This window comes from Candidatus Pelagibacter sp. HIMB1483 (assembly GCF_052048135.1).
Taxonomy (GTDB): Bacteria; Pseudomonadota; Alphaproteobacteria; order Pelagibacterales; family Pelagibacteraceae; genus Pelagibacter.
Genome location: NZ_JBNAIM010000002.1, coordinates 233,467 through 255,916 on the forward strand (window position 1 = coordinate 233,467; position 22,450 = coordinate 255,916).

The window sequence follows — 22,450 nt, forward strand, 5'->3', positions numbered from 1 at the left end:
ATCACTTAAATAAATGATAAAATTTTTTTTTAAATATAAAGTTATTTTTTATTTTATAAATGTATGTTTAATTTTTTTATACCTTTTTCCAGGAAGTATCTTTGGTTGTATTTTCTTAGATGACTGTAAAAGACAGCCTCAAATTACTCCAGATTTAGCTATAATTTCTTCGAATCATTTTTATGCATTTTTGATTATTTCAATAGTAGGGTTTTTCACGTATTCAAAAAAAAAAAAAGATTTAAAAATTTTAATAATTTATCTAATTTTATCATCAATTTTACTTGAAATTTTACATTTAATAATACCTGAGAGAAGTTTTCAATGGTCAGACTTGTTTGGAAATTTATTAGCTGTGATTGTTGTAATTTTTATTCACAATCTTATATATAAATATGGAGTATTTAAAAAATAATTTAATAATTTTAATTTTTTTTTTATTTACTGGATGTTCATCGATTCCGTCAAATACAGCCAACAGTTGTCAAATTTTTGATGAAAGATATCTTTGGTACAAACATACTAAAAAAGTTGAACAAAAATGGGGTACTCCTATTTATATACAACTTGCTATAATTAAGATGGAATCCGACTTTGATTGGTTGGCAAAACCAGCAAGACAGAAAATTTTTAAAGTCATTCCTTATAAGCGACCGTCAAGTTCATTTGGATATTCTCAAGCAGTTAAAGGAACTTGGGAGCAATATAAAAAAGAAACAGGAAATAATTTAGCTACTAGAGTCAGATTTAAAGATAGCGTAGACTTTATTGGATGGTATACAAATAAAACTGAGTCTATTTTAAAAATTTCTAAAAAAGATGCTTTTAAACAATATATTGCATATCATGAAGGGTGGGGAAATTATAAAAATTATAAAATTAATAAAAAAGTAATTAAACTTGCAAAAAAAGTAGAAAAGCAATCAAATATTTACAAAAAACAGTTATTTAATTGTAGAAATTTACTTAATAAGAAAAAGTATATTATTTTTTAGATAACTCTCTTTTTAATTCTAAATCTATAGTATCAATTCGTTTAGTATTTTTTGCTAAAGCTAAATACATTGATGGTGTAACATACAATGTAAAGAAAGTGGAAATAATCATTCCTCCTAATATGGTTGATCCAACTGCTAATCTTGAGCCCTCACCAGCACCAGGTCCAATATTACCTATTACTAATGGCATCATCGCTATCATAGTACTTAGAGATGTCATTATAATTGGTCTAAATCTAACTGAACAAGCCTCTTTAACCGCTATGTCTATATTTTTTCCCATAGTTCTAATTTGATTTGCATAATCAACAATTAAAATACTATTTTTGGTTGAGATCCCAATTAGTATTATCAAAGCTATTTGAGAAAAAATATTTACAGAGCTATTTAAAAATAAAATAAATACCAGCCCTCCAAAAATTGCTAATGGTACTGTTAAAAAAATTATAAAAGGATGAACAAATGAATTAAATGTGGCTGCCATCACAAGATAAGATGTAAGCAGAGCTAATACAAAAATTATAAATAATTCATTACTTGTTTCTTTAATTTCTTCAGATTTACCTTTCCAGGTAATTTGATTTTCTGGTGCTTCATCAGACATAACTTGTTCAAAAAATTTGATTGCTTCTGTCAAAGTATAGCTTTCACTAATATTAGCAGAAATTGTTATAGCTCTTTGTCTATTATATCTAGCAAGCTCTTTTGCAGTACCTTCCTCTTTAAAATTTACTAAATTAGCTAAAGAAATAAGTTTTCCATTAGTTTCAGAACGTACATATATTTTTGAAATCCCTTCTTTATTCCTTCTATCTGACAAATATTGTTGAACAATGATAGGGTACTCTTTGCCTAATCTATTAAATGTAGTAATTCTTTTTCCCCCATAAAGAGTTTCTAAAGTTTCACCTATTGACCTTGTTGAAACACCTAAATCCTTAGCTTTAATTTGATCAATTATTAGTTTTACTTCTGGTTTATTTCGATTGTAATCAGATTCAATTCTGGAAAGATTTCTATTAGATCTAAGTTTTCTTATTACTTTTGATTGAATTTCTTCAAGTTCTTCATACGTACTTCCATAAACAACCATTTGAACTGGCTTGTTGTAATTCGAGACTCTTATTGATTGGGGAGATATTGGAAAAGCTAACGCTTGAGGTAAAGTAACTATTTTACCAATAGCTTCTCTCAAAACTACTTCTTGACCTTTCTTTCTGTTTTTCCAATCATCCAATAAGGCAATAATTATAAAACTATTATAAGAATTAGCTGAGCTACCAAAACCTGGTACTCTCATTATAAATCTAGAGTATGGACTATCTTCGGCTTGCAGAAGTGGTATCAATCTTGCCTCAACTTTTTGGGCTTGTTCTTGAGTATACTCAAAAGAACTTCCTTCATCAGTAGAACCAATTATCAAATATGCACCACGGTCTTCTTGAGGAAGAAGTTCTTTTTTTGAAAAACTAAATAATAAAACTGAAGATATAATAATTAAAACAATAAACAAACTTATAGTTTTAGTTTTATAAATAACAATCTCTAAAGTTTCTTTATAAAAATTAGCAAAACTTAAAAAAATATTTTCAAATTTTTTAATCAAAACTCTTTTAGATGTTCTTTTGTTCAGAAATTTACTTGCAAGCATTGGAGATAAAGTTAATGCCACAAAAGAGGAAACAACAATTGAAAATGATAATGCAATTGCTGTTTCTCTAAATAGTGTACCAGAAATACCTTCAATAAAAATTAATGGTAGAAAAACTGCTACCAAAATTAGTGTAGTTGCTATAATTGCAAATGAAATTTGTTTAGAACCTTTATATGCAGCAACCAGTGGTGTTTCACCATTTTCTATTCTTCTATAAATTGCATCAGTCATTATCACAGAGTCATCAGTAATAATTCCTATTGCTAAAATAAAACTTAAAAGTACAAAAATATTTATTGATAAACCAAAAATATAAAGACCTAAAAATGATGCAATTAAGCTAACAGGTAGAGCAATAGCAGGTACAATTACTGCTTTAAGATTTCCTAAGAACAAATAGATTATTAGTACAACTAAAATAAATGCTATTAGGAGAGTTTTGTATACTTCTTCAATAGCAGCTTCCACATAGTTAGCTCTGTTAAAAGAGACTCTTAAATCAAGTCCATCTGGTAAGGTTTTTTTAACTTCAATTATTTTTTTCTTAATATCATCTGAAAGTTCAACAGTTGATGCTCCACTTCTTGCATAAATCCCAATTCCAACTGTTTTCAAGTTTACTTGATCTTTAGTTTGAGATTTAAATAAAGTTTTTTCAGAAACAGGACCAAATTCTATATTAGCAATATCAGATAATAAAATAACTTTATTAGCAGTTTTTTTAATTGGGAGTTGTTTGATTGAATTTATATCATTATACGACTTATCCAAATTAAGTGTTAGATCAATATTATCTGCTTCAAGAGTTCCCGCAGGTAGACTAATATTTTCTCCTCGCATAGCTAATTCAACTTCTTTTATAGTTAGATCATTTGCAGCAAGTTTAATTGGATCAACCCAAACTCTAATACTTAGCTCTCTTAAACCTCCAACCAATATTCTTCCAACATTTTTAATACTTGAAAACTGATCCACTAAATATCTCTCGGCATAATCTCCTAACTCAAGATCACTCCAAGTAGAGGATGACAAAGATAGCCACATTGTAGTTGTAAATCCTGCAGCTCTTTTGAGAATTTGAGGAGGATCAGACTCAGATGGTAGATTATCAACTACTCTCGCAACTCTTTCTCTAATGTCGTTAGCTGCATTATCAAGATTAATGCTAGTATCAAACTCGACGTTTATTGTGCTTCTTCCATTTTCAGATTTAGAATCAATATTTTTTATTCCTTCAGCACCACCAATTACATCTTCAACAACCTGAGTAACTTCTTGATCCACTATTGAAGCAGATGCAGATTTATAGTTTATTTGTACTTGAACAACAGGGGGCTGGATACCATTAGGTAATTCTCGAACTGGCAATTTCCAAAAAACAAATAAACCAAAAACAATCAATATTAGGGACATTACCCATGAAACAGCTGGTCTTTTAATACTTAATTCAGTAATAAACATTTATTTATTAATTGGTTTTATTTTTCCTCTAGGACGGACTTTTTTTAAACCTTCAGCCACAATAATATCTCCCTCATTAAGTCCAGAAATTATCTCGATATTTTTATTAGCTCTTAATCCAGTTTTAACTTCAGTTTTGTTAGCTATATTTTCTTCATTAATTTTATAAACAAAGGATTTGTCTCCTTCTACCATGACGCTAGTATCAGGAACACTTAATGAATTTCTTAGATTAAATTTGACACTTACTTCCAATAAAGATCCTGAGATTAATTCTAAATCTGTATTAGCAATTTTAATACGTGATAATAAGCTTCTTGTATCTGCGTTTATTCTGCTTGAAACAAAATCAACCTCTCCTAAAAAAATTTTGTCCTTTAAGCTTGATAACCTAACTTCGACTGGCAAACCTTTTTTTATTGATGCAGAATAATTTTCTGGAATTTTTATATCAGAATAAATAATTGAGTTATCATCAAGTGTGATAATAAAAATATTATTTGATATTAAAATATCCTCAGTAAGACCAGTGTATCCAAGAACTCCACTAAAAGGAGCTATTATATTTCCACTTTTTAATTTAATTAAAATTTCTCCTTTTTTAACAAAGTTTTTTAACTTTAATTCTTCGAAAAGATCTTCTTTTCTAATTTTAAATGTTTCTGACTTTTTTGAAATTGCAGTACCAAAAGTATCTATTCTATCTGAGAATTCTTTTTTAATAACTTCAGTTACTATGATTCCTGGAGGTGGTCTTTTACTAAATTTTTTTTTAAAATGATTTCCAATCATTGTTCTTCCAACTATTACAATTGCAATAATTAAGAAAAATATAAGAACTATAGAAGTAATTTTAGTTGATCTTTTCATGTCGATTTAAATTATACCGTATTCAGACCAAGAACCGTCATAAATACTAGGCTGATATTTATCATTTATTAAAGAATATGCTAGTGCCAAAACGCATGCTGTAACGCCAGAACCACACGAAAAAACTATATTTTTTTCATTTATATTTTCTAAACAAGATAGAAAAATTTTTTCTAGTTCTTTTTTACTCTTAAATGTTTTGTCGTTATTAATACAATAACTAAATGGAATACAAAAAGAATTTTCTATTTTTCCACTTCTTAATCCTTTCCTAGGTTCTGGAACGTTCCCTAAAAATCTATCTTTGCTTCTAGCATCAATTACTTTAAATTTTTTTGATTTTATATTTTGATATATTGAATATTTGTCTTTGACCAATTCTTTTTTTTCAAAACTTTTATAATTTGATTTTTCAATGTGAGATATATCTTTTGTTATAACTCTTTTTTCTTTTAACCACTTATTTAAACCACCATTTAAAACATGAATTAATTTTGGATCATGGCCAAAATAAACAAAATTAAACCAACAACGACATGAGCTAATTACATCAGAGTTGTCATATACAACTATTTTATCATTTTTGTTGATACCCATTCCTGATACGATTTTTTCCCAATCTCTTTTATTGACTAGCATGTGAGGTAGATTAGTATTTTTTTTAGAATTATTATCTAAATCAAAAAAAATAGCATTTGGAATATGTTGTGATTTATATTCTTCGTAACCATCTCGTTCAGTCTGAGGCATGTGCCAAGAGCAATCAATAATTTTTACATTATCTAAATTTTTTTCTAACCACTCAGTTTCAATTAAAGACATAATTATCTTTTTTCTAAATATTTTTGGTGATATTCTTCAGCTGGACAGTAATTTTTTATTAATGAAATTTTAGTGACTACTTTACCAGATAATTCTTTATTCACTTTGTTTAAAACTTTTTCAGCAATTTTTTTTTGTTCATCATTCAAATAGAATATTTCACTTCTATACTGTGTTCCAAAATCAGGCCCTTGAGAATTAAGAGTAGTCGGGTCATGGATATCAAAAAAAATATTTAAAATTTTTTCATAGGAAATAATTTTCTCGTCAAAATCAAGTTTGACTACTTCTGCATGATTGGTTGTGCCAGTACAAACTTCTTTATAGGTTGTTGTAGAGCTATTGCCACCACAATAACCAACTTCAGTTTTAATAATACCATCAATTTTGCTAAATTTGATTTCGGGTCCCCAAAAACATCCAAGAGCTAAAACTGCTATTTCCATTGATTATGATTTAAATTAATTTACAAATTATTCATATGCTTAGTAAAAATCAATTGGGTTTTTTGTACATGTTTATGTCTATTTGTGCATTTTCACTAATGGATGTAATTGTAAAATGGTCAGTTGACTATCCACTGGGACAAGTTTTATTTTTCAGAGGTTTTTTTGGAATTATTTTTTATTTTTTTATTATACCAAGGGACAGACTTCATAATTTTTATATAACAAAAAGACCAGGTTTACATTTTTTAAGATGTGCCTCAGGATTAATTGCATTAGTAGCAATATTTATAGCATTAAGAGAACTACCATTAGCTACAGTAGTAAGTATTTCTTTTGCTGCACCAATATTTACAACTATTTTTTCAATTTTTTTATTAAGCGAAAAAGTAGGAATTTTTAGATGGCTTGCAGTGATTGTAGGTTTTATAGGTATTTTAATAATTACAGAACCAGGAATAAGTGAATTAAATATCTACTATATATTTCCGATAATATTTTGTTTAGGGCTTTCTTATGTAGCAATAACTATTAGACAACTATCATCAACAGAACCTGTTTGGTTAATTTCTTTTTATTTTTCATTATCGATTACTTTATTGAGTTTTTTTACAATTCCACAAGGTTGGGTTATGCCTAGCTTTAATCATCTTCTTTTACTATCTTTAATTGGAATTTTTGGTGGAGTTGCAAATTTATGGTTGAGTCAGTCTTATAAATTTTCTGAAGTTTCTCTAGTAACTCCTTTAAAGTATTTAGCGTTAGTTTTTGCGATAATTTTTGGATATCTCATTTGGGGGGAAATACCTACAATTAAAACATTAGCTGGTGCTTTATTAGTAATTATTTCAACACTGATAATTTTTAGAAGAGAAATTTATAATAAAAAAATTATTACTTCTAAAACAATCAATGACTAAAGTTCCAAAATATTGGGATAAGGCAAAAAAGTACTTATCTAAAAAAGATCGTATAATGTATAAATTAATTAAAAGTTATCAAAGTCCTTCTGAAATTATTTTAACATCAAGAAGAGATGTTTTCTTTTCTTTATGTAAAAGCATAATAGGACAACAAATTAGTGTTGCTGCGGCTAATTCTGTTTTTTTAAAATTTAAAAAAAAATGCAATGGTAAAATTAATGCAAAAATAGTTTCAAAATTAAGCTCCTCTCAATTAAAAAGTTGTGGTCTTAGTCGACAAAAAGTTTTAGGCATCAAAAGTTTATCAAAGGTAATTCTTAATAAATCCTTCAATCCAAAACTTATAAGTAAAATGAATGATGAAGAGGCAATAATATATTTATCAAAATTAAGACAAATAGGAAGGTGGTCAGCAGAAATGATTTTATTATTTACTTACAACAGGTCTAATATTTGGCCAGTTCAAGATATTGGTCTTTTGAGAGCAATTTCAAAAAATTATAAAAAAAAATATTTACCTCCAGAAAAGTTCGTAAATTTTTTAAGAAAAAGGTTTTCACCTTATTGTTCGGTAGCCACATGGTATCTTTGGAGAAGTATTGATCCTGAACCTATTCAGTACTAAATCCCTCAACGATTTGCATGTGCCTTCTTGTAGTGTCTTTAGCTAGATCCCAACCTGCTTGATATTCTTTTGACTTATGACATTTTAAAGCTTGTTCATAACTTGGAAACTCCCAAATTACAGTTCTTACAAAATCATCTCCTTCAAAAGTTTGATGATTGCCACCTCTTACTAAAGGCTTTCCACCATAACCTTTGATTATGGGTGTTACTGTTTCAGCGTACTTTTTTAGGTTTTCTTGATTGTTTACTTCTAAATATAAACTTATCCAATAAGCTTTTTTCATTAATATTTTTTATTTTAATTAGTTATAAAATTTACTATTTATATCGAATAAAACAGAATTTTAACATGAAATTATTTATCTACATTATTTTATTTTTTAAAATATTTTTTTTTCAAAATTTATCGTCTGACGAAGTCTTTTTAAAAGGTAAAGAGATTTTTCTTAATTCTGGAAATTGCGCCGCATGTCATTCATTAAAAGATGCAGGCTCAGTTGCAAACATAGGCCCAAGTTTAGATGAAATTAGACCAGTCGCTGAGAGAGTTAAAAATGCAGTTGTAAATGGAATTGGAGTAATGCCTTCAGCAATGGGAGTTTTGAGTGATGATGAAATAGATGCTGTCTCTTACTATGTATCTAAAAGCACAAATAATTAGTTATTAATAAAAATTTCATTTAGACGGAATAAAGCTATTTTCTTCACTTGTGATTTTGCTTCATTGAATTCTGTGAAATAGTCATTTTGAACTCTTTGTCTAAAATTACTAAGTATATTATTTTTATCTTTTCCTTTTACGGCAATGATAAATGGAAATTTAAACTTCCTTTCATAGTTCGAATTTAAATTCTCAAATTCTAACAATTCTTCTTTGGTACATTTATCTAATTTAGCTCCACTTTGCTCTTTCGAGGAAAAGTTAGTCAATTTTTTTTCGATGGCTAATTTTGGATGTAAATTAAAGATTTCAAGAATTTTTTCTTTAGAACAATTTTCATAAATGTTTGTCATTTTATTCATTAAGTCCTCTGCATCTTTAAATGGTTTAAATTTATAAGCTTCATTAGCAATCCATTCTGACTTTTCAAACACACTTCCAAAAATAGACACAAATTCATTTTCAGATAAGGAGTTTAAATTATTTATAAAATTCATTATGTCTTTAACTTGATGTTTTAATATATTTATTATTGAATTTTTGTATAGTATATAAGTACTATATGACCAAATTAACGACACATGTTTTAGATGTTTACTCTGGTAAGCCAGGTAAAGGTATTAAAGTTGATTTATTTTTTATTAATGGAGAAAAAAAAGAAAAAATTAATACTTTGATTTTAAATAATGATGGAAGAACAGATAAGCCCCTAGTTGAAAAAGATAAATTTATATCTGGAAAATATGAGTTGATTTTTTATATCGGTGATTACTTTAACAAAATTATTGAAACTAAAGATCCACCATTTTTAGATGAAGTAATTGTTAGATTTGGCATTTCAAATAACCAAGAAAGTTATCACGTTCCTTTACTAGTCTCACCCTGGAGTTACTCAACTTATAGAGGAAGCTAATGGTTTCCAACACGATACAATTTATCTATAACAATAAAATTTATAGTATAAAAAATCCTGATCCCAATAAAACAGTTCTAGATTACATTAGAAATGATTTAAAAAAAAATGGAACTAAAGAAGGATGTGCAGAAGGTGGATGTGGTGCTTGCACAGTTGTTCTTGGAGAATTAAAAAATTCAAAGCTGATATATAAATCAATTAACTCTTGTATAAGTTTTTTGCCCTCAATTAATGGAAAACATTTAATTTTAGTTGAAAATTTAATGTCCAAAAAAAATCAATTGCATCCTATTCAAGAAGCAATGGTAAAATTTCATGGTTCGCAATGTGGTTTTTGTACCCCCGGATTCATTATGTCATTATTTGCAATGTATAAAAATTTTAAAAAATTCAATGATGAAATTATTGAAGAAACACTCTCTGGTAATTTGTGTAGATGCACTGGGTATAGACCAATTATTGATGCAGCTAAAAGCCTAAACAATAAAAAAGACAATGATCATTTTAAAAAAGATCAAATAAAAATTATAAAGTTACTGAAAAAAATTAATAACAATGAAATCGAAATTACTTATAAAGATAAAAAATATTATTCACCAAGATCTACAAATAGTTTAAAAAAAATTATCAAAAAAAATCCTAATGCTCACTTTTTAAGTGGTGGAACAGATTTATCTTTAGAAGTTACAAAATTAAGAGGAGAAATTAAAAACATTATTTCTCTAAATTCTGTTAAAGAATTAAATTTTGTTAAGAAAAATAAAAATTTTATAGAAGTTGGAGCTGGAGTTTCTTTATATGATTTTCAAAATATAATTAAATCTTATTATTTAGATTTTTATAATATATTGAAAAGATATGGTTCAGTTCAAATAAGAAATGTTGGAACAATATCGGGAAATATTGCTACAGCTTCACCAATTGGTGATACATTGCCCTTATTATTAAGTTTGGATGCTGTTGTTAAAATTCAAACTAAAAGTGGTCTAAAAACAATACCTTTAAATAAATTTTTTATTTCTTATAGAAAAACAAAGCTAAAAAAAGGTGATTTTGTTTATTCAGTAAAAATACCGATAAGTAAGAAAAACTATTTTAGAGCATATAAAATTTCAAAAAGATTTGATGATGACATTTCAACCGTATGTGCCTCATTTAATTTTTTGATTGAAAATAATAAGATAGTAGAAGCAAAAATAGCTTATGGTGGAATGTCTGAAATACCAAAACGAGCAACTTCAATTGAAAAAAAACTTAATAATTCAGTGTTTTCTGAAGAGCTTTTTTTAAATGCTCAGAATTTGATTAAAGATGATTTTTCACCAATTGGTGACATGAGAGCAAGTAAAAATTATAGATTAGAAATTGCTAGAAATCTTTTAATGAAATTTTTTTATGAAATAAAAACCAAAAGGAACATTAGGATAAACTGATGAAAAGTGATAATTCTTTATTCAATAAGAGTATAGCTCATGATAGTGGAGCCAAACATGTTTCAGGATTAGCAAAATATACTGATGATATTAGTGAACCATTAAATACACTTTATGGTGCTATAGGGTGGAGTAGAAATGCACATGCAAAGATTAAAAGAGTTGATTTAGATGCTGTTAAAAATAGTGAAGGAGTCTTAACCGTAGTAACTCATTCTGATATACCAGGTCGTAATGATGTAGGACCTGTATTTGATGGTGATCCTATTTTTCCAAAAGATAAAGTGGAATATTATGGGCAACCACTTTTTGCAGTTGCTGCAACTACAATAGAGCTTGCCAGAAAAGCTGTATTAAAAGCAAAAGTTTTTTATCAAGATTTAAAACCAATAGTTACAATTGATGATGCTTTAAAAAGAAATAGCTTATTATTCAAACCTAGAATTATAAAAAAAGGTAATCCAAATCAAAAAATAGAAAAGTCAAAAAATAAAATTAAAGGTAATTTCACAACTGGCAGCCAAGAACATTTTTATTTGGAGGGACAGGTTGCTTTTGTGATCCCTAAAGAAGATAATAATTATACAGTTTATAGTTCAACCCAACATCCTTCTGAAACGCAACAGATTATTGCAAAAATGTTAAATCAAAAAAGTAACTCAATTGATGTTTTAGTAAGAAGAATTGGTGGAGGGTTTGGTGGTAAGGAGACTAATTTTATGACTTCTGCTATTTGTGCTCTTTTATCTCATAAAACCAAAAAACCAATAAAGCTTAGGTTGGATAGAGATGACGATATAATCATAACTGGAAAAAGACACGATTTTTATTCTGATTATGAGGTAGGATTTGATGATGATGGTTGCATTAATGGTTTAAAATTAAAACTTGCATCTCGATGTGGAATGTCTCCAGATCTTTCACTTGCAATAAATGAAAGAGCTTTATTACATATTGATAATGCATATTGTTTAACAGATTTAGAAATAAAAAATTATTTATGTAAAACTAATACTGCTTCTTCAACAGCTTTCAGAGGATTTGGTGGAAATCAAGGTATGATGGCTATTGAAAATATCATTGACAACATATCTCGACACTTAAACAAAGATCCTTCTGAAGTTAGAAAGAGGAATTTTTATGGAAAAAAAAGTAGAAATATAACTTATTATGGAATGAAAATTAATGACAATGTTATTAATGAAATATTTGAAGATTTAAAAATTAAATCAAATTATAAAAAAAGGTATAGTGAAATTAAAAAATTTAATCAAAGAAACAAATTTAAAAAAAAAGGTATTGCAATAACACCTGTTAAATTTGGAATATCTTTTACCACAATACATCTTAATCAAGCAGGCGCTCTTGTTCATGTTTATACAGATGGAAGTATCCATATGAATCATGGTGGTATTGAAATGGGTCAGGGCACACATACAAAAATTGCACAGTTAGTAGCAAACTCATTTGGTTTACCTTATGAAAAAGTACAAATTTCATCTACCAATACATCAAAAGTTCCTAACACTTCAGCTAGTGCAGCTTCTTCGACAACTGATTTAAATGGAGCAGCTACCCTAAATGCAGTTTCAAAAATCAAATCCAATTTGAATAAATTTATCAAAAAAAAATATAAGATTTTTTCTAAAATTGAACCTTTATATAAAAATGGAAATATATACGTTGGAAATAGAATATTTAATTTTGAGGAGATAATTAAGCAGGCCTATTTAAACAGAATATCTCTTTCATCTTCCGGCTTTTACTCTACACCAAAAATTAATTTCAATAAAAAAACTTTCAAAGGCAGGCCATTTTACTATTTTTGTTATGGAGCAGCAGTCACAGAGGTTACTATTGATACTTTTACAGGTGAGAGTGTTCTAGATAGAGTTGATATTCTACACGATGTTGGAAATGCGATTAACCCAGCTCTTGAACACGGCCAAATAGAAGGAGGATTCGTTCAAGGTCAAGGTTGGTTAACAATGGAGGAAGTTGTTTGGGATAAGTCTGGAAAAATTAAAACTTATTCTCCATCAACTTATAAAATACCTGCAATAAACGATATTCCAAAAAAATTTAATGTTGAAATTTTTAAAAAAGGTTTAAATGTTGAAAAAGTTGTGAACAAAGCAAAAACTACTGGAGAACCTCCACTTATGCTGGCAATGAGTGTTTTTTTTGCAATTAAAGATGCAATTGCTTCTACAGCAAATTATAAAAAATCACCAATTATTGATGCTCCAGCAACACCTGAAAAAATATTATTGAGTATAAATAAATTAAAAAATATAATTTAAATTGATGTCTAATAATTCTAAGTTCATGATGAAAGCTATAGAGCTTTCTATAAAGAGTGCAAAAGCCAAGGGTGGCCCATTTGGATGTGTTGTAGTGAAAGATAATCAAATAATTGCTGAGGGACACAATCAAGTAACATCAAATAATGACCCAACAGCTCATGCAGAAATAGTTGCAATTCGAAATGCGTGTAAAAAATTAAATAATTTTTTTTTAAAGGGATGTGATCTTTACACAAGTTGTGAGCCATGCCCCATGTGTTTATCGGCGATATATTGGTCACATGTAGACAACATATATTATGCAAATACCAGAATGGATGCAAAAGACATAGATTTTGATGATTCATTTATCTATTCAGAAGTTAAAAAAGAAATAAATGAAAGAAAAATTAAAATGACTCAACTAAATAGAGACGAAGCACTTGAAGCATTTAAGATTTGGCAAAATAAAGAAGATAAGATTAAATATTAAATGGAAGTTTTCACATACGCACTTAAATGGTCAGAGGTAATATTGAGATGGGGCCACGTATTATTTGCAATCCTGTGGGTTGGAAATAGTTTTCTGTTTAATTATCTAGATAATAAATTAAATAAAAATATAAGCTCAGAAAATGCAGATGGTGAAGGATATCTAATGCATTCAGGTTTCTTTTATAAGCTATCTAGGTTAAAAACTTCTCCAAATAAATCTTATCTAAATCAACTTGTGATTTTTAAGTGGCAAAGTTATTTAACATTTGTCACTGGGATACTATTGCTGGTGGTTATATATTATTACAACTCAGGTGTATTAATAGTTGATAAAAGAGTTTTAGAAATATCCCCATTAACTGCAATTTCTTATTCAGTTTTATCATTAATTTTATCTTGGGTTGTTTATGACTTTTTGTGCAAATCTAGACTAATAAAAAATAATTTTTTATTTTTGACCACGATGTTAATTTTATTAGGCCTTTTATCATTTGGTTTAACAAAAGTATTTGGGGCAAAATTTGCATTTTTAAGTGTTGGTTTAATTATAGGAACAAATATGTTTGCTAATGTTTTTACTGTAATAATTCCAAATCAGATGAACATTATTAATAGTGCCAAGAATAATAAAGAATTTGATATGAGCTTATCTTTAGCTGCTAAACAAAGATCAATACATAACAATTATTCAACATTTTTAGTGTTATTCATAATGTTATCAGGGCATTATAGCTTTTTAGTTTATCACAAATATAATTGGTTAATTTTATGTCTAATCGCAATTATATCAGCACTTGGAAGACATTATTTTAACTTAAGAGGTAGAAATATTAATAAACCAAGTATTTTATTTACTTCAATAATTGCTTTGCTATTACTTGCTGCAGTTATATTTATATTTAAAACGTAATATATTAATATTAAAATGTCAGATAAATTAATTGTTAGCTGGGAAGACTATAACAATACAGTTGAAAAGTTGGCAATTCAGATAGAGGAAAGTGACTATAAGCCAACAATATTGATTGGAATTATGCGAGGTGCTGCTCCAATGATTGATGTACTTAGTAGAATTTTTAAATTGAAATGCGCTTATCTTGCAGTTGAGTCTTACAGCGGAAAAGGTGTGGAGGATGAGCAAGGAGATATTGTATTTTCAAGGGAAATGAGCTCTATTGCCCCTAATATGGGGGGAAGAATTTTATTGTGTGATGATCTATCTGATACAGGAATTACATTCAACAAAAGTATTGATTGGTTAAAAAAATATGAACCAATTAAAGGTAAAATTGAAGATATTAAAACAGCAACATTGTGGAAGAAAAAAAAATCCACATTTAACCCGGATTTCTGTGCAATCAAATTAAATGCTGACCCTTGGATTGTGCAACCCTTTGAAATTTACGAAGAAATTAGAATAGAAGAAATTAAAAAAAAACATAAAAAATAAAAAAGGCGATCTAAAAGACCGCCTTTTAAAAAATTTAAATATATCTCTATAATTTATATAGCAAAACTTATTACACTTGCTATAGCAATAATCCAAATAGCAGGATTTGTATCAAATCTACCTGTTACAAGTTTTACTGCAGCGTATGAAATAAATGCCAATGCAATTCCATGTGATATAGAATATGTAAATGGCATTGCTATCATAGCAAGAACAGCAGGACCTGACTCAGATATATCATTCCACTCAATATCAGTTATATTTCTAACAAAAAGTGTTGCAATATATATAAGCGCAGCCCCATCTATTTCTTTTGGTAAGCTTGTTGCAAGTGGACTAAAGAATAAACATAAAAGAAATAGAATACCTATTACCAAAGATGTCATTCCAGTTCTACCACCTGCTTTCACTCCTGCAGCTGACTCGACATAAGTAGTTACAGTAGAAGTACCCATCATGGCACCAGCAACTGTAGACACACTGTCTGATAGCATTGCTTTATCAATGTCTTGTATTTTACCATCTCTTCCAATTTTTCCAGAAACATTTGCAACACTTGTTAGTGTTCCAGCTGTATCAAAAAAATCGATAAAGAATAAAGTAAATATTACTGTTACCATTGAAGCTGAAAGCGCAGCACCTAGATCAAATTTAAAGAGATAAGTCATTGATGGTGGTGCTGATACAACACCATAGAAATCTCCTAAACCTGTTACCCAAGCGATTGCACTAAATCCTACAATTCCAATAATTATATTTCCTTTGATACCTTTTTGTTCCATCACAATCATTGAAACAAAAGCTCCAGCACCAAGTAATAAAAGTGGATTTGATAAATCTCCAAGACCTACCAAAGTTGCTGGATTATCTGCGGTTAATCCCATTATTTGGAATCCTATAATTGCTAAGAATAATCCAATTCCAGCTCCTATTCCGAGTTTTAAACTTTTTGGAATTGAGTTTATTAACCAAGCCCTGATTGGTGTTAGTGAAATTATCAAGAACACTACACCTGCAACTAATACAGCACCTAAAGCTTCTTCAGGCGTATAATTCATTCCAAGACATACACCATATGCAATAAACGCGTTTATTCCCATACCAGGCGCAAGTCCAACAGGCCAAGTCTTTGCGTAGAAAGCACAGATAAAGCAAGCTAGTGCCGTCGCACAAGCAGTTGCGGTAAAAACACCACCTCTATCAAAGCCTCCTTCAGACAATATAAGTGGATTTAAAAACATAATGTAAGCCATAGTCAAAAAAGTTGACACTCCAGCCACAACTTCTGTTTTAAAGTCCGTCTTATGTTGTTTATATTTAAAGTAGTTATCTAACATTAGACCTCCATTTTTAAGGTACAGTATTTGATTCGATTCAAAAAATCCTGTTGTAGTGTGTTCATTTATGAGGAATTGTTACTAATTCAATCAAATTTACAACTCTTAGGTTAATTATTTGTCCTTATTTTGTGATACATTTTTAAAATGAATTTAAAAAATTTATTAGTCATTTTATCAATTTTTTTTATTTTTTCAGGATGCCAAACAATAAAAGAAAAATCAGACTCTATTGCTGAAAAAGAAAATGCAAAATATGGAAAATTAGTTGGGAAAGAGATGAATGATTTAAAAATTGAATTAGGAAATCCTACAGAAGACTACATTAATGAGTCAGGCAACAAGGTATTTGTTTATAAAACAAAAAAATATGGAATTCCTTGCGAGAGAAAATTCGAAATTAATCAAAATAATATTATTGAGAGTTTTACTTCGAGTGGGTGTATCTAAAATAATCACCCCAAATTGAACAATAATTTAATAAAAATTCACATTTAATTGAATTAGTTAAATTTTACATTCAAATTGATTTGTTTTAAGGTTAGAAAAACAAACGGAGGATACATGGCGTCAAAAAGATCAAATAATAGATCTACAGGTAATCCAAACCAAAAACTTCCAATGAATAAAACTATACCTTTGGGTATACAGCATGTTCTGGCTATGTTTGCTGGAAATATTACTGTTCCAATTATTGTTGCTGGAGTATTTGGTCAAACACCTGAACAAAAAATATTTTTAATTCAAATGGCATTATTTGTTGCAGGGGTAGCAACAATTATCCAAACAATTGGATATAAAGATATTGGATCTAGATTACCAATTATTCAAGGAACAAGTTTTGCATTTATACCAATTATGTTGCCTTTTAAAGCAGCAGGATTAGGTGCGGTTTTCACAGCAGCTTTTATTGGAGGTATTTTTCAATTTTTTATTGGTAAAGTTTTAAAACCAATAAGACATTTATTTCCACCACTTGTAACTGGAATAGTGGTTTTAATGATTGGATTTAGTTTATTAAAAGTAGGGTTTATGTATGCAGGTGGTGGTGGCTGGTTGATGAATAATAAGCCTGAATTATTTGCCAATGCTAATCATTTAACAATTGCATTTACTGTTTTAATTGTTTCTTTATTTTTTAATATGAAGGGTAAAGGAATGATGTCTTCAGCTTCAATCCTTATAGGTATAATTGCAGGCTATATAGTTGCTATGGCTTTAGGAATGGTCAATTATGGTAAAATTTCCTCAGCTGCATGGTTTGCTTTTCCAACACCACTTCAGTATGGAATTGATTTTGTGCCTGGAGCTATAATTTTAATGTTGTTCATGTCAATTGTAACAACAATTGAAACTATCGGTGATATTAGTGCCACAACAATGGGAGGCGCTAAGAGAGAAGCTACTGATAAAGAATTATCAGGTGGTATAATGGCTGATGGAGTAGGAACTGCTTTTGGTGCACTATTTAATGCAATGCCAAATACATCATACTCTCAAAATGCTGGACTAGTTGCATTCACTGGTGTTGTAAGCAGACATGTTGGAACAGTTGCAGGAGTGATTTTAATACTAATGGGTTTATTTCCTAAACTTGGAGGTATTATTGCTGCAATGCCAGAATCTGTAATTGGTGGAGCTGCAATTATAATGTTTGGTATGATAGCATCTGCAGGAATAAAACTTGTTTCAAAATCGGAAATGAGTCAGAGAAACATGTTAATTTTAGGACTTTCTCTTTCTTTTGGTATCGGAATGTCTCTATTACCAGACTTTGTAAAAAATATTCCAGATTTTGGTATAAGTTTAAAGCTTTTATTAACTACTGGATTAATACCAGCTGGATTATTGGCATTTGTTTTAAATGCAGTAATGGCAAAAAAATAATTTAATATAAAACTTGTGGGGATTTATCCCCACAAGCAAGGCTTAACTTATTTAATTTCAATAAGTTTTTTCTTTTTATGCTCAGGAACAATTCTTTCACAAGATATTGTTAAAAGACCATCTTTAAGTTCAGCACCACTCACTTTTACATCATCAGCAATAGTAAATGATCTTGCAAATTGTCTTTGAGAAATACCTTTATGGATAATCTCTCCATCAGCATTTTTGTTCTCAGATTTATCAACCTGTTTAGTTTTTACAGTCAATAAATTATCCTCAAACTCAACCTCGACATCTTTTTTATTAAAACCAGCTAAAGCAACTTCTATGGCGTAGTTGTCCTTACCAGTTTTTCTAATGTTGTATGGTGGATAGTTTGACTGCATAGTCATTGCACCATTGCCCAACATATTTTCAAATTGGTCAAACATATCGTCAAAACCTATTGAAAATGGTCTTAGTGAGTTAAATATAGATAGATCCTTACTTGTCATATATATCCTCCTTTTTTAAGCAAGTTTATTTTTGTTAGCCCCATAAGGCGACCAACAAATTATATATGGTAATTAGTTTAATTTTTTCAAGATTGTTAAATCAATTTTTTTTTGAAATCTTTAATGCAAATGCATAATCGAAAGCTATCTCTTCAATGGCCCCATCTCGACCTGATTTACCACCATGTCCTGCATTCATTTCAGTTTTTAAAAGTAAAAGATTGTTATCTGTTTTAAAGTCCCTTAGTTTTGCAGTAAATTTTGCTGGTTCATCAAATAACACTCTATTGTCACTTAAGCTTGTAGTAATTAAAATGTGTGGGTAGTCCATTTTTTTTATATTGTTATAGGGTGCATAAGAAAATATATAATCAAAATGTTCTTTATTATCTTTAGCATTTCCAAACTCATCAAATTCACCAACCGTCAAAGGTAAAGAGTGATCAAGATTGGTAGTAAGAGAATCTACAAATGGTACGGCCATAATAATTCCTAAGAATAATTGTGGTTCTTTATTTACCACAGCTCCCATTAATAACCCTCCAGCTGAACCACCCATTCCAATTATTTTTTTATTTGCGGAGTATTTTTTTTCAATTAAATATTTTGCTGCATAAATATAATCTTCAAATGTATTTTTTTTATTTGTAAGTTTTCCTTCTTTCCACCACTTCATACCTTTTTCCATCCCACCCCTAATATGTGCGGTTGCCCAAATTATATCTCTATCAATAAGACTTAGTCTCGTAGATGAAAAACTTGGACTCATAGAATTTCCATATGAACCATATCCATATAGAAGTAGGTTTGCTGAACCATCAATTTTAGTTTTTTTGTGTCTTGTAATTGTAAGCGGAACCATTCTGCCATCGTGAGACTCATATTCAACTCTTTCAACAATATAATCATCAGGATTATGTCCAGATGGAATTTCTTGTTCTTTCAAAAGTTTTTTAGATTTTGTTAAAAGATTATAAGAATAAACTCTAGAAGGTGTTTTTGGAGAAGAATATCCAATATAAATTTCATCAGTGTTTCTATCTTTTTGTTTTAAAGAAATATTTGGCACACACACTTTTTCTTCAGAAAAAGTTAATTCCTCCTCCTTGTCTGTAGAAATATTTCTTACAAATAATTTATCTAATGCTTCTGAAGTCTCTGAACGAATTATCCAATTTTTTAAAAATATACAGCCCCCAACAAGGACCTCATTTTTTCCAGTAACAAAAGGTTTCCAATTCTGTTTTTCTAAACTTTCAGAAATATCAATCTTAAAATCTTCAGCATCTTTATTTGTATGATTATAAAATTTTCCATCCCAAGAATTTACAGAGTACAGAATTCCCTTTTCTCTTTTAATTATGAGTTTTGGTTTAGGAAGTTTTTCATTTATAGAAAAATAATATTGTTCAGAGGTATTGTGATCTGATGTTGAAATAAAATAATATTTTTCATCTGAACTTATACCTATGCTTACTGTGAAAGCTTCACTTTTTTCTTCGAAGATTAATTCATCTTCATCATCAAAATTTCCAATTTTATGCCTAAAAATTTTTCTAGCTCGATGATTGTTATCTAGTTTTGAATAAAAAATATATTTATCATCTAAACTAAAAATTATGCTGCCAGATGTTTCTTTAATTTCTTTTGTTACTATTCGATTAGAGGAGATATCTTTGATAAAAATTGTGTAATATTCAGATCCTTTTGTATCCAAAGAGTATGCCAGAAGTTTATCATCATGACTCACTTCTAAATCACCAACTCCAAAATATTCAACTCCTAACTTTTCTTTTTCCTTATCTCCATTCCAGATTTCTTCAACATCCTTAGAATTTATTTTTTTTCTAAGTTTTATCGAGTAGTTTCCTTCAACTGTAGTTTTTGTCCAGTAATCATAAGTATGATCTCTATAGGGAAGAGATTCATCATCAAGCTTAATTCTACCTTTAATTTCATCAAATAATTTTTTTTGTAATGGCTTAGTTTCTTTTAAATGATAATCAGTGAAATTATTTTCTTTAATTAGATATTCTTTTACCTCTGGATCTAACTTATTTTTATCTTTTAAAACTTCTAAAATATCTTTTTGGTGTATCCAGCTATAATTATCTTCCCAAGTAACATTGTGACAAGATTTTATTTCTGGTTTTTTTCTAAGTTGTGGTACTTTCATAAAAAAGAAGAAATATATGAATATAATAATTTATACACTAGTTATTTTGACCATTTTTTACTTTCTTCTTAAATTTATAAGTAACATTTCTTCAAAAAAGATATCGAAAGGCCTAAGAATTATTTTAGTTTTAGGATTAATAGTTTTAGCAATTCTATTTGCTGTTGCTGGAAGATTTTTGCTTACTTTACCCCTAACTTTAGCAAGTTTAGCTTTATTAAAATTAAAAGGTTTATCAATTTTTCAATTAATATCTTTATTTAGACTTATTCAAACCTTGAGAAGATCAGGAAGATTTTCATTTAATCAGTCTGGTTCAAATAACTCATCCTCTATATCGGTTTCAGAAGCTTATAAAATTTTAAATTTAGATATGAATAAGAAAATTACAAAAGAAGATGTAAATAAAGCATACGTAAAGATACAAAAAAAAATTCACCCCGATGTATCACCAGAAACCTCTAGATTGTCTTCAATTGTAAATGAAGCTAAGGATATTGTGCTAAATGATATTTCTTAATTTAAAATTTCAATTGTTTTATCAAATATTTTTTGTGGATTTATTTTATTCTTACCAGAAGTATGGTGGCTGACAGTTTTTTCACCATCTGGAATAATTGGAAACATTTTAGAATTATAATTTCCATAAATTATTGGTGTATCTACCATTAAGGTTATTGTTTTTACATCTAATGCAGCTGATAAATGACTAAAACTAGAGTCGTTACAAATTGATAAATTACAATTTTTAATTATTGGTAAAATTTCTTTTATTTTTAAATCGTCAAGAGGTACACAATTATTCTTATATTTTGAATTGAGTATTTCATTCAATATAATTTGTTCCTCTTTATTTTTACCAGTTGCAAGAAAAAATTTGCAATTTTTAACTTTTGTTATTTTATCAATAAAACTCAAAAATATTTTTGATGGTACTCTTTTTGTAGGACCTGAGCCACCAATTCCTAAAAGAATATTAATATCGTTTTTATTTATTTTATATTTAGTAATTGTTTGTGAAACTATTGAATTATTGATTTGAATTTTAGGATCATCGTTAACATAAATATTCAATTTATCTTTTAAAAATTTTTTTGGAGTATCAATAATATGTTGACCAGTTTTATTTAATAAAGGATATTGGAAAATTTCAGGTATACCACAAAGTTTTGCGATCAAATAAAATCTAAGGGACGAATTAAATATAAAAATTTTATCAAATTTATATTTTTTTATATAATTTATTAATTTAAAAGTTCCAAAAAAACCTCCATGATTATTATTATTTCGATCTCTTTCTAGAATTAAAATTTTATCAATATAATTCGTTTCATATAAAAACTGTTCAGCTTTTGTATTTTCCTTGACCAATATACTAATAGGTGAGTTATATTTTTTTGATATAGCCTTAATAAAAGGTAAAAAAATTACAGTATCTCCAATACCCATTCTATTTTGGATAGCTAATATTTTCATAAGTTATTTATAAACTTTACTAATCATTTTTTTTATATA

The 22,450-nt window shown here is 28.4% G+C and carries 24 protein-coding genes; 14 read left to right on the forward strand and 10 right to left on the reverse strand.

Features of this window, described 5'->3' with window-relative positions:
* Nucleotides 1–13 precede the first annotated feature (13 nt).
* Together ACTTAV_RS01900 and ACTTAV_RS01905 are read left to right on the forward strand one after the other, a co-directional pair.
* The gene (locus tag ACTTAV_RS01900) at nucleotides 14–415 is read left to right on the forward strand and encodes a hypothetical protein (RefSeq protein ID WP_440669818.1); all 402 of its coding nucleotides are present in this window, start codon (nucleotides 14–16) and stop codon (nucleotides 413–415) included.
* Nucleotides 396–995, forward strand: a complete 600-nt coding sequence (locus ACTTAV_RS01905; RefSeq protein WP_440669820.1) for a transglycosylase SLT domain-containing protein — start codon at nucleotides 396–398, stop codon at nucleotides 993–995. Before ACTTAV_RS01900 ends, ACTTAV_RS01905 begins: the two co-directional genes overlap by 20 nt.
* On the opposite strand, the gene ACTTAV_RS01910 is transcribed toward ACTTAV_RS01905, so the two are convergent.
* Genes ACTTAV_RS01910 through msrA form a run of 4 tightly spaced genes read right to left on the reverse strand, consistent with a single transcriptional unit; the run spans nucleotide 985 to nucleotide 6,251 of the window.
* Nucleotides 985–4,113: an efflux RND transporter permease subunit gene (locus ACTTAV_RS01910; protein WP_440669821.1), complete on the reverse strand. Its 3,129-nt coding sequence runs from the start codon at nucleotides 4,111–4,113 to the stop codon at nucleotides 985–987. The genes ACTTAV_RS01905 and ACTTAV_RS01910 overlap by 11 nt on opposite strands.
* Nucleotides 4,114–4,983 (reverse strand): efflux RND transporter periplasmic adaptor subunit, encoded by an 870-nt coding sequence (locus ACTTAV_RS01915; protein WP_440669823.1) that lies wholly within the window; start codon nucleotides 4,981–4,983, stop codon nucleotides 4,114–4,116.
* Between the two features lie 6 nt (nucleotides 4,984–4,989).
* Nucleotides 4,990–5,805 carry a sulfurtransferase gene (locus ACTTAV_RS01920; protein ID WP_440669824.1) on the reverse strand — a complete coding sequence of 272 codons (816 nt, stop codon included), beginning with the start codon at nucleotides 5,803–5,805 and terminating at the stop codon, nucleotides 4,990–4,992.
* Between the two features lie 2 nt (nucleotides 5,806–5,807).
* Nucleotides 5,808–6,251, reverse strand: a complete 444-nt coding sequence (gene msrA / locus ACTTAV_RS01925; RefSeq protein ID WP_440669826.1) for a peptide-methionine (S)-S-oxide reductase MsrA — start codon at nucleotides 6,249–6,251, stop codon at nucleotides 5,808–5,810.
* Between the two features lie 35 nt (nucleotides 6,252–6,286).
* Between msrA and ACTTAV_RS01930 the strand changes: the two genes are divergently transcribed.
* A complete protein-coding gene (locus ACTTAV_RS01930) occupies nucleotides 6,287–7,171 on the forward strand; it encodes a DMT family transporter (protein WP_440669827.1) in 885 nt (294 codons plus the stop codon).
* Nucleotides 7,164–7,799, forward strand: coding sequence for a DNA-3-methyladenine glycosylase family protein (locus ACTTAV_RS01935; protein WP_440669828.1), 636 nt, complete (start codon nucleotides 7,164–7,166; stop codon nucleotides 7,797–7,799). Before ACTTAV_RS01930 ends, ACTTAV_RS01935 begins: the two co-directional genes overlap by 8 nt.
* Here ACTTAV_RS01935 and ACTTAV_RS01940 read toward each other — a convergent pair.
* Complete coding sequence (locus ACTTAV_RS01940) at nucleotides 7,786–8,085, reverse strand: DUF1330 domain-containing protein (protein ID WP_440669829.1); 300 nt, start codon at nucleotides 8,083–8,085, stop codon at nucleotides 7,786–7,788. The genes ACTTAV_RS01935 and ACTTAV_RS01940 overlap by 14 nt on opposite strands.
* Before the next feature lie 65 nt (nucleotides 8,086–8,150).
* On the opposite strand from ACTTAV_RS01940, the gene ACTTAV_RS01945 reads away from it, so the two are divergent.
* Nucleotides 8,151–8,462: a c-type cytochrome gene (locus ACTTAV_RS01945; RefSeq protein ID WP_440669830.1), complete on the forward strand. Its 312-nt coding sequence runs from the start codon at nucleotides 8,151–8,153 to the stop codon at nucleotides 8,460–8,462.
* Here ACTTAV_RS01945 and uraD read toward each other — a convergent pair.
* Nucleotides 8,459–8,959: a 2-oxo-4-hydroxy-4-carboxy-5-ureidoimidazoline decarboxylase gene (gene uraD / locus ACTTAV_RS01950; protein WP_440669831.1), complete on the reverse strand. Its 501-nt coding sequence runs from the start codon at nucleotides 8,957–8,959 to the stop codon at nucleotides 8,459–8,461. The genes ACTTAV_RS01945 and uraD overlap by 4 nt on opposite strands.
* A 65-nt stretch (nucleotides 8,960–9,024) precedes the next feature.
* Between uraD and uraH the strand changes: the two genes are divergently transcribed.
* From uraH to ACTTAV_RS01980, 6 genes are read left to right on the forward strand one after another with little or no spacing between them, the layout of a single operon-like run.
* Nucleotides 9,025–9,375 carry a hydroxyisourate hydrolase gene (gene uraH, locus ACTTAV_RS01955; protein WP_440669832.1) on the forward strand — a complete coding sequence of 117 codons (351 nt, stop codon included), beginning with the start codon at nucleotides 9,025–9,027 and terminating at the stop codon, nucleotides 9,373–9,375.
* Nucleotides 9,375–10,811 (forward strand): xanthine dehydrogenase small subunit, encoded by a 1,437-nt coding sequence (xdhA, locus tag ACTTAV_RS01960; protein WP_440669834.1) that lies wholly within the window; start codon nucleotides 9,375–9,377, stop codon nucleotides 10,809–10,811. The genes uraH and xdhA overlap by 1 nt, the downstream gene beginning before the upstream one ends.
* Nucleotides 10,811–13,114 carry a xanthine dehydrogenase molybdopterin binding subunit gene (xdhB, locus tag ACTTAV_RS01965; protein WP_440669836.1) on the forward strand — a complete coding sequence of 768 codons (2,304 nt, stop codon included), beginning with the start codon at nucleotides 10,811–10,813 and terminating at the stop codon, nucleotides 13,112–13,114. The genes xdhA and xdhB overlap by 1 nt, the downstream gene beginning before the upstream one ends.
* Nucleotides 13,115–13,118: 4 nt before the next feature.
* Nucleotides 13,119–13,589 (forward strand): nucleoside deaminase, encoded by a 471-nt coding sequence (locus ACTTAV_RS01970; RefSeq protein WP_440669837.1) that lies wholly within the window; start codon nucleotides 13,119–13,121, stop codon nucleotides 13,587–13,589.
* Nucleotides 13,590–14,501 (forward strand): urate hydroxylase PuuD, encoded by a 912-nt coding sequence (locus tag ACTTAV_RS01975; protein ID WP_440669838.1) that lies wholly within the window; start codon nucleotides 13,590–13,592, stop codon nucleotides 14,499–14,501.
* A gap of 15 nt (nucleotides 14,502–14,516) precedes the next feature.
* Nucleotides 14,517–15,041, forward strand: coding sequence for a phosphoribosyltransferase (locus ACTTAV_RS01980; protein WP_440669839.1), 525 nt, complete (start codon nucleotides 14,517–14,519; stop codon nucleotides 15,039–15,041).
* Nucleotides 15,042–15,094: 53 nt separating this feature from the next.
* Here ACTTAV_RS01980 and ACTTAV_RS01985 read toward each other — a convergent pair whose 3' ends face one another.
* Nucleotides 15,095–16,378 (reverse strand): NCS2 family permease, encoded by a 1,284-nt coding sequence (locus tag ACTTAV_RS01985; RefSeq protein ID WP_440669841.1) that lies wholly within the window; start codon nucleotides 16,376–16,378, stop codon nucleotides 15,095–15,097.
* Between the two features lie 147 nt (nucleotides 16,379–16,525).
* On the opposite strand from ACTTAV_RS01985, the gene ACTTAV_RS01990 reads away from it, so the two are divergent.
* Nucleotides 16,526–16,828 carry a hypothetical protein gene (locus ACTTAV_RS01990; protein WP_440669842.1) on the forward strand — a complete coding sequence of 101 codons (303 nt, stop codon included), beginning with the start codon at nucleotides 16,526–16,528 and terminating at the stop codon, nucleotides 16,826–16,828.
* A gap of 114 nt (nucleotides 16,829–16,942) precedes the next feature.
* Complete coding sequence (locus ACTTAV_RS01995; RefSeq protein WP_440669843.1) at nucleotides 16,943–18,265, forward strand: uracil-xanthine permease family protein; 1,323 nt, start codon at nucleotides 16,943–16,945, stop codon at nucleotides 18,263–18,265.
* 47 nt (nucleotides 18,266–18,312) lie between these two features.
* On the opposite strand, the gene ACTTAV_RS02000 is transcribed toward ACTTAV_RS01995, so the two are convergent.
* Complete coding sequence (locus ACTTAV_RS02000) at nucleotides 18,313–18,759, reverse strand: Hsp20 family protein (protein WP_440669844.1); 447 nt, start codon at nucleotides 18,757–18,759, stop codon at nucleotides 18,313–18,315.
* Between the two features lie 100 nt (nucleotides 18,760–18,859).
* The gene (locus tag ACTTAV_RS02005) at nucleotides 18,860–20,935 is read right to left on the reverse strand and encodes a S9 family peptidase (RefSeq protein WP_440669846.1); all 2,076 of its coding nucleotides are present in this window, start codon (nucleotides 20,933–20,935) and stop codon (nucleotides 18,860–18,862) included.
* A 16-nt stretch (nucleotides 20,936–20,951) separates the two neighbouring features.
* Here ACTTAV_RS02005 and ACTTAV_RS02010 point away from each other — a divergent pair, with 16 nt between their 5' ends.
* A complete protein-coding gene (locus tag ACTTAV_RS02010; protein WP_440669847.1) occupies nucleotides 20,952–21,455 on the forward strand; it encodes a J domain-containing protein in 504 nt (167 codons plus the stop codon).
* Here ACTTAV_RS02010 and ACTTAV_RS02015 read toward each other — a convergent pair.
* Nucleotides 21,452–22,411 (reverse strand): glycosyltransferase family 9 protein, encoded by a 960-nt coding sequence (locus tag ACTTAV_RS02015; protein ID WP_440669849.1) that lies wholly within the window; start codon nucleotides 22,409–22,411, stop codon nucleotides 21,452–21,454. The genes ACTTAV_RS02010 and ACTTAV_RS02015 overlap by 4 nt on opposite strands.
* Nucleotides 22,412–22,450 lie beyond the last annotated feature (39 nt).

Bases quoted from the DNA above. Each gene is read 5' to 3' on its own strand.
- ACTTAV_RS01995 (WP_440669843.1), top strand. From the start codon at position 16,943: ATGGCGTCAAAAAGATCAAATAATAGATCTACAGGTAATCCAAACCAA.
- ACTTAV_RS01940 (WP_440669829.1), bottom strand. From the start codon at position 8,085: ATGAAAAAAGCTTATTGGATAAGTTTATATTTAGAAGTAAACAATCAA.
- ACTTAV_RS01920 (WP_440669824.1), bottom strand. From the start codon at position 5,805: ATGTCTTTAATTGAAACTGAGTGGTTAGAAAAAAATTTAGATAATGTA.
- ACTTAV_RS01910 (WP_440669821.1), bottom strand. From the start codon at position 4,113: ATGTTTATTACTGAATTAAGTATTAAAAGACCAGCTGTTTCATGGGTA.
- ACTTAV_RS02005 (WP_440669846.1), bottom strand. From the start codon at position 20,935: ATGAAAGTACCACAACTTAGAAAAAAACCAGAAATAAAATCTTGTCAC.
- ACTTAV_RS01985 (WP_440669841.1), bottom strand. From the start codon at position 16,378: ATGTTAGATAACTACTTTAAATATAAACAACATAAGACGGACTTTAAA.
- ACTTAV_RS01915 (WP_440669823.1), bottom strand. From the start codon at position 4,983: ATGAAAAGATCAACTAAAATTACTTCTATAGTTCTTATATTTTTCTTA.
- uraD (WP_440669831.1), bottom strand. From the start codon at position 8,959: ATGAATTTTATAAATAATTTAAACTCCTTATCTGAAAATGAATTTGTG.
- ACTTAV_RS02015 (WP_440669849.1), bottom strand. From the start codon at position 22,411: ATGAAAATATTAGCTATCCAAAATAGAATGGGTATTGGAGATACTGTA.
- xdhA (WP_440669834.1), top strand. From the start codon at position 9,375: ATGGTTTCCAACACGATACAATTTATCTATAACAATAAAATTTATAGT.
- ACTTAV_RS01935 (WP_440669828.1), top strand. From the start codon at position 7,164: ATGACTAAAGTTCCAAAATATTGGGATAAGGCAAAAAAGTACTTATCT.
- ACTTAV_RS01945 (WP_440669830.1), top strand. From the start codon at position 8,151: ATGAAATTATTTATCTACATTATTTTATTTTTTAAAATATTTTTTTTT.
- ACTTAV_RS01930 (WP_440669827.1), top strand. From the start codon at position 6,287: ATGCTTAGTAAAAATCAATTGGGTTTTTTGTACATGTTTATGTCTATT.
- xdhB (WP_440669836.1), top strand. From the start codon at position 10,811: ATGAAAAGTGATAATTCTTTATTCAATAAGAGTATAGCTCATGATAGT.
- msrA (WP_440669826.1), bottom strand. From the start codon at position 6,251: ATGGAAATAGCAGTTTTAGCTCTTGGATGTTTTTGGGGACCCGAAATC.
- ACTTAV_RS01980 (WP_440669839.1), top strand. From the start codon at position 14,517: ATGTCAGATAAATTAATTGTTAGCTGGGAAGACTATAACAATACAGTT.
- ACTTAV_RS01970 (WP_440669837.1), top strand. From the start codon at position 13,119: ATGTCTAATAATTCTAAGTTCATGATGAAAGCTATAGAGCTTTCTATA.
- uraH (WP_440669832.1), top strand. From the start codon at position 9,025: ATGACCAAATTAACGACACATGTTTTAGATGTTTACTCTGGTAAGCCA.
- ACTTAV_RS02000 (WP_440669844.1), bottom strand. From the start codon at position 18,759: ATGACAAGTAAGGATCTATCTATATTTAACTCACTAAGACCATTTTCA.
- ACTTAV_RS01975 (WP_440669838.1), top strand. From the start codon at position 13,590: ATGGAAGTTTTCACATACGCACTTAAATGGTCAGAGGTAATATTGAGA.
- ACTTAV_RS01990 (WP_440669842.1), top strand. From the start codon at position 16,526: ATGAATTTAAAAAATTTATTAGTCATTTTATCAATTTTTTTTATTTTT.
- ACTTAV_RS01905 (WP_440669820.1), top strand. From the start codon at position 396: ATGGAGTATTTAAAAAATAATTTAATAATTTTAATTTTTTTTTTATTT.
- ACTTAV_RS02010 (WP_440669847.1), top strand. From the start codon at position 20,952: ATGAATATAATAATTTATACACTAGTTATTTTGACCATTTTTTACTTT.
- ACTTAV_RS01900 (WP_440669818.1), top strand. From the start codon at position 14: ATGATAAAATTTTTTTTTAAATATAAAGTTATTTTTTATTTTATAAAT.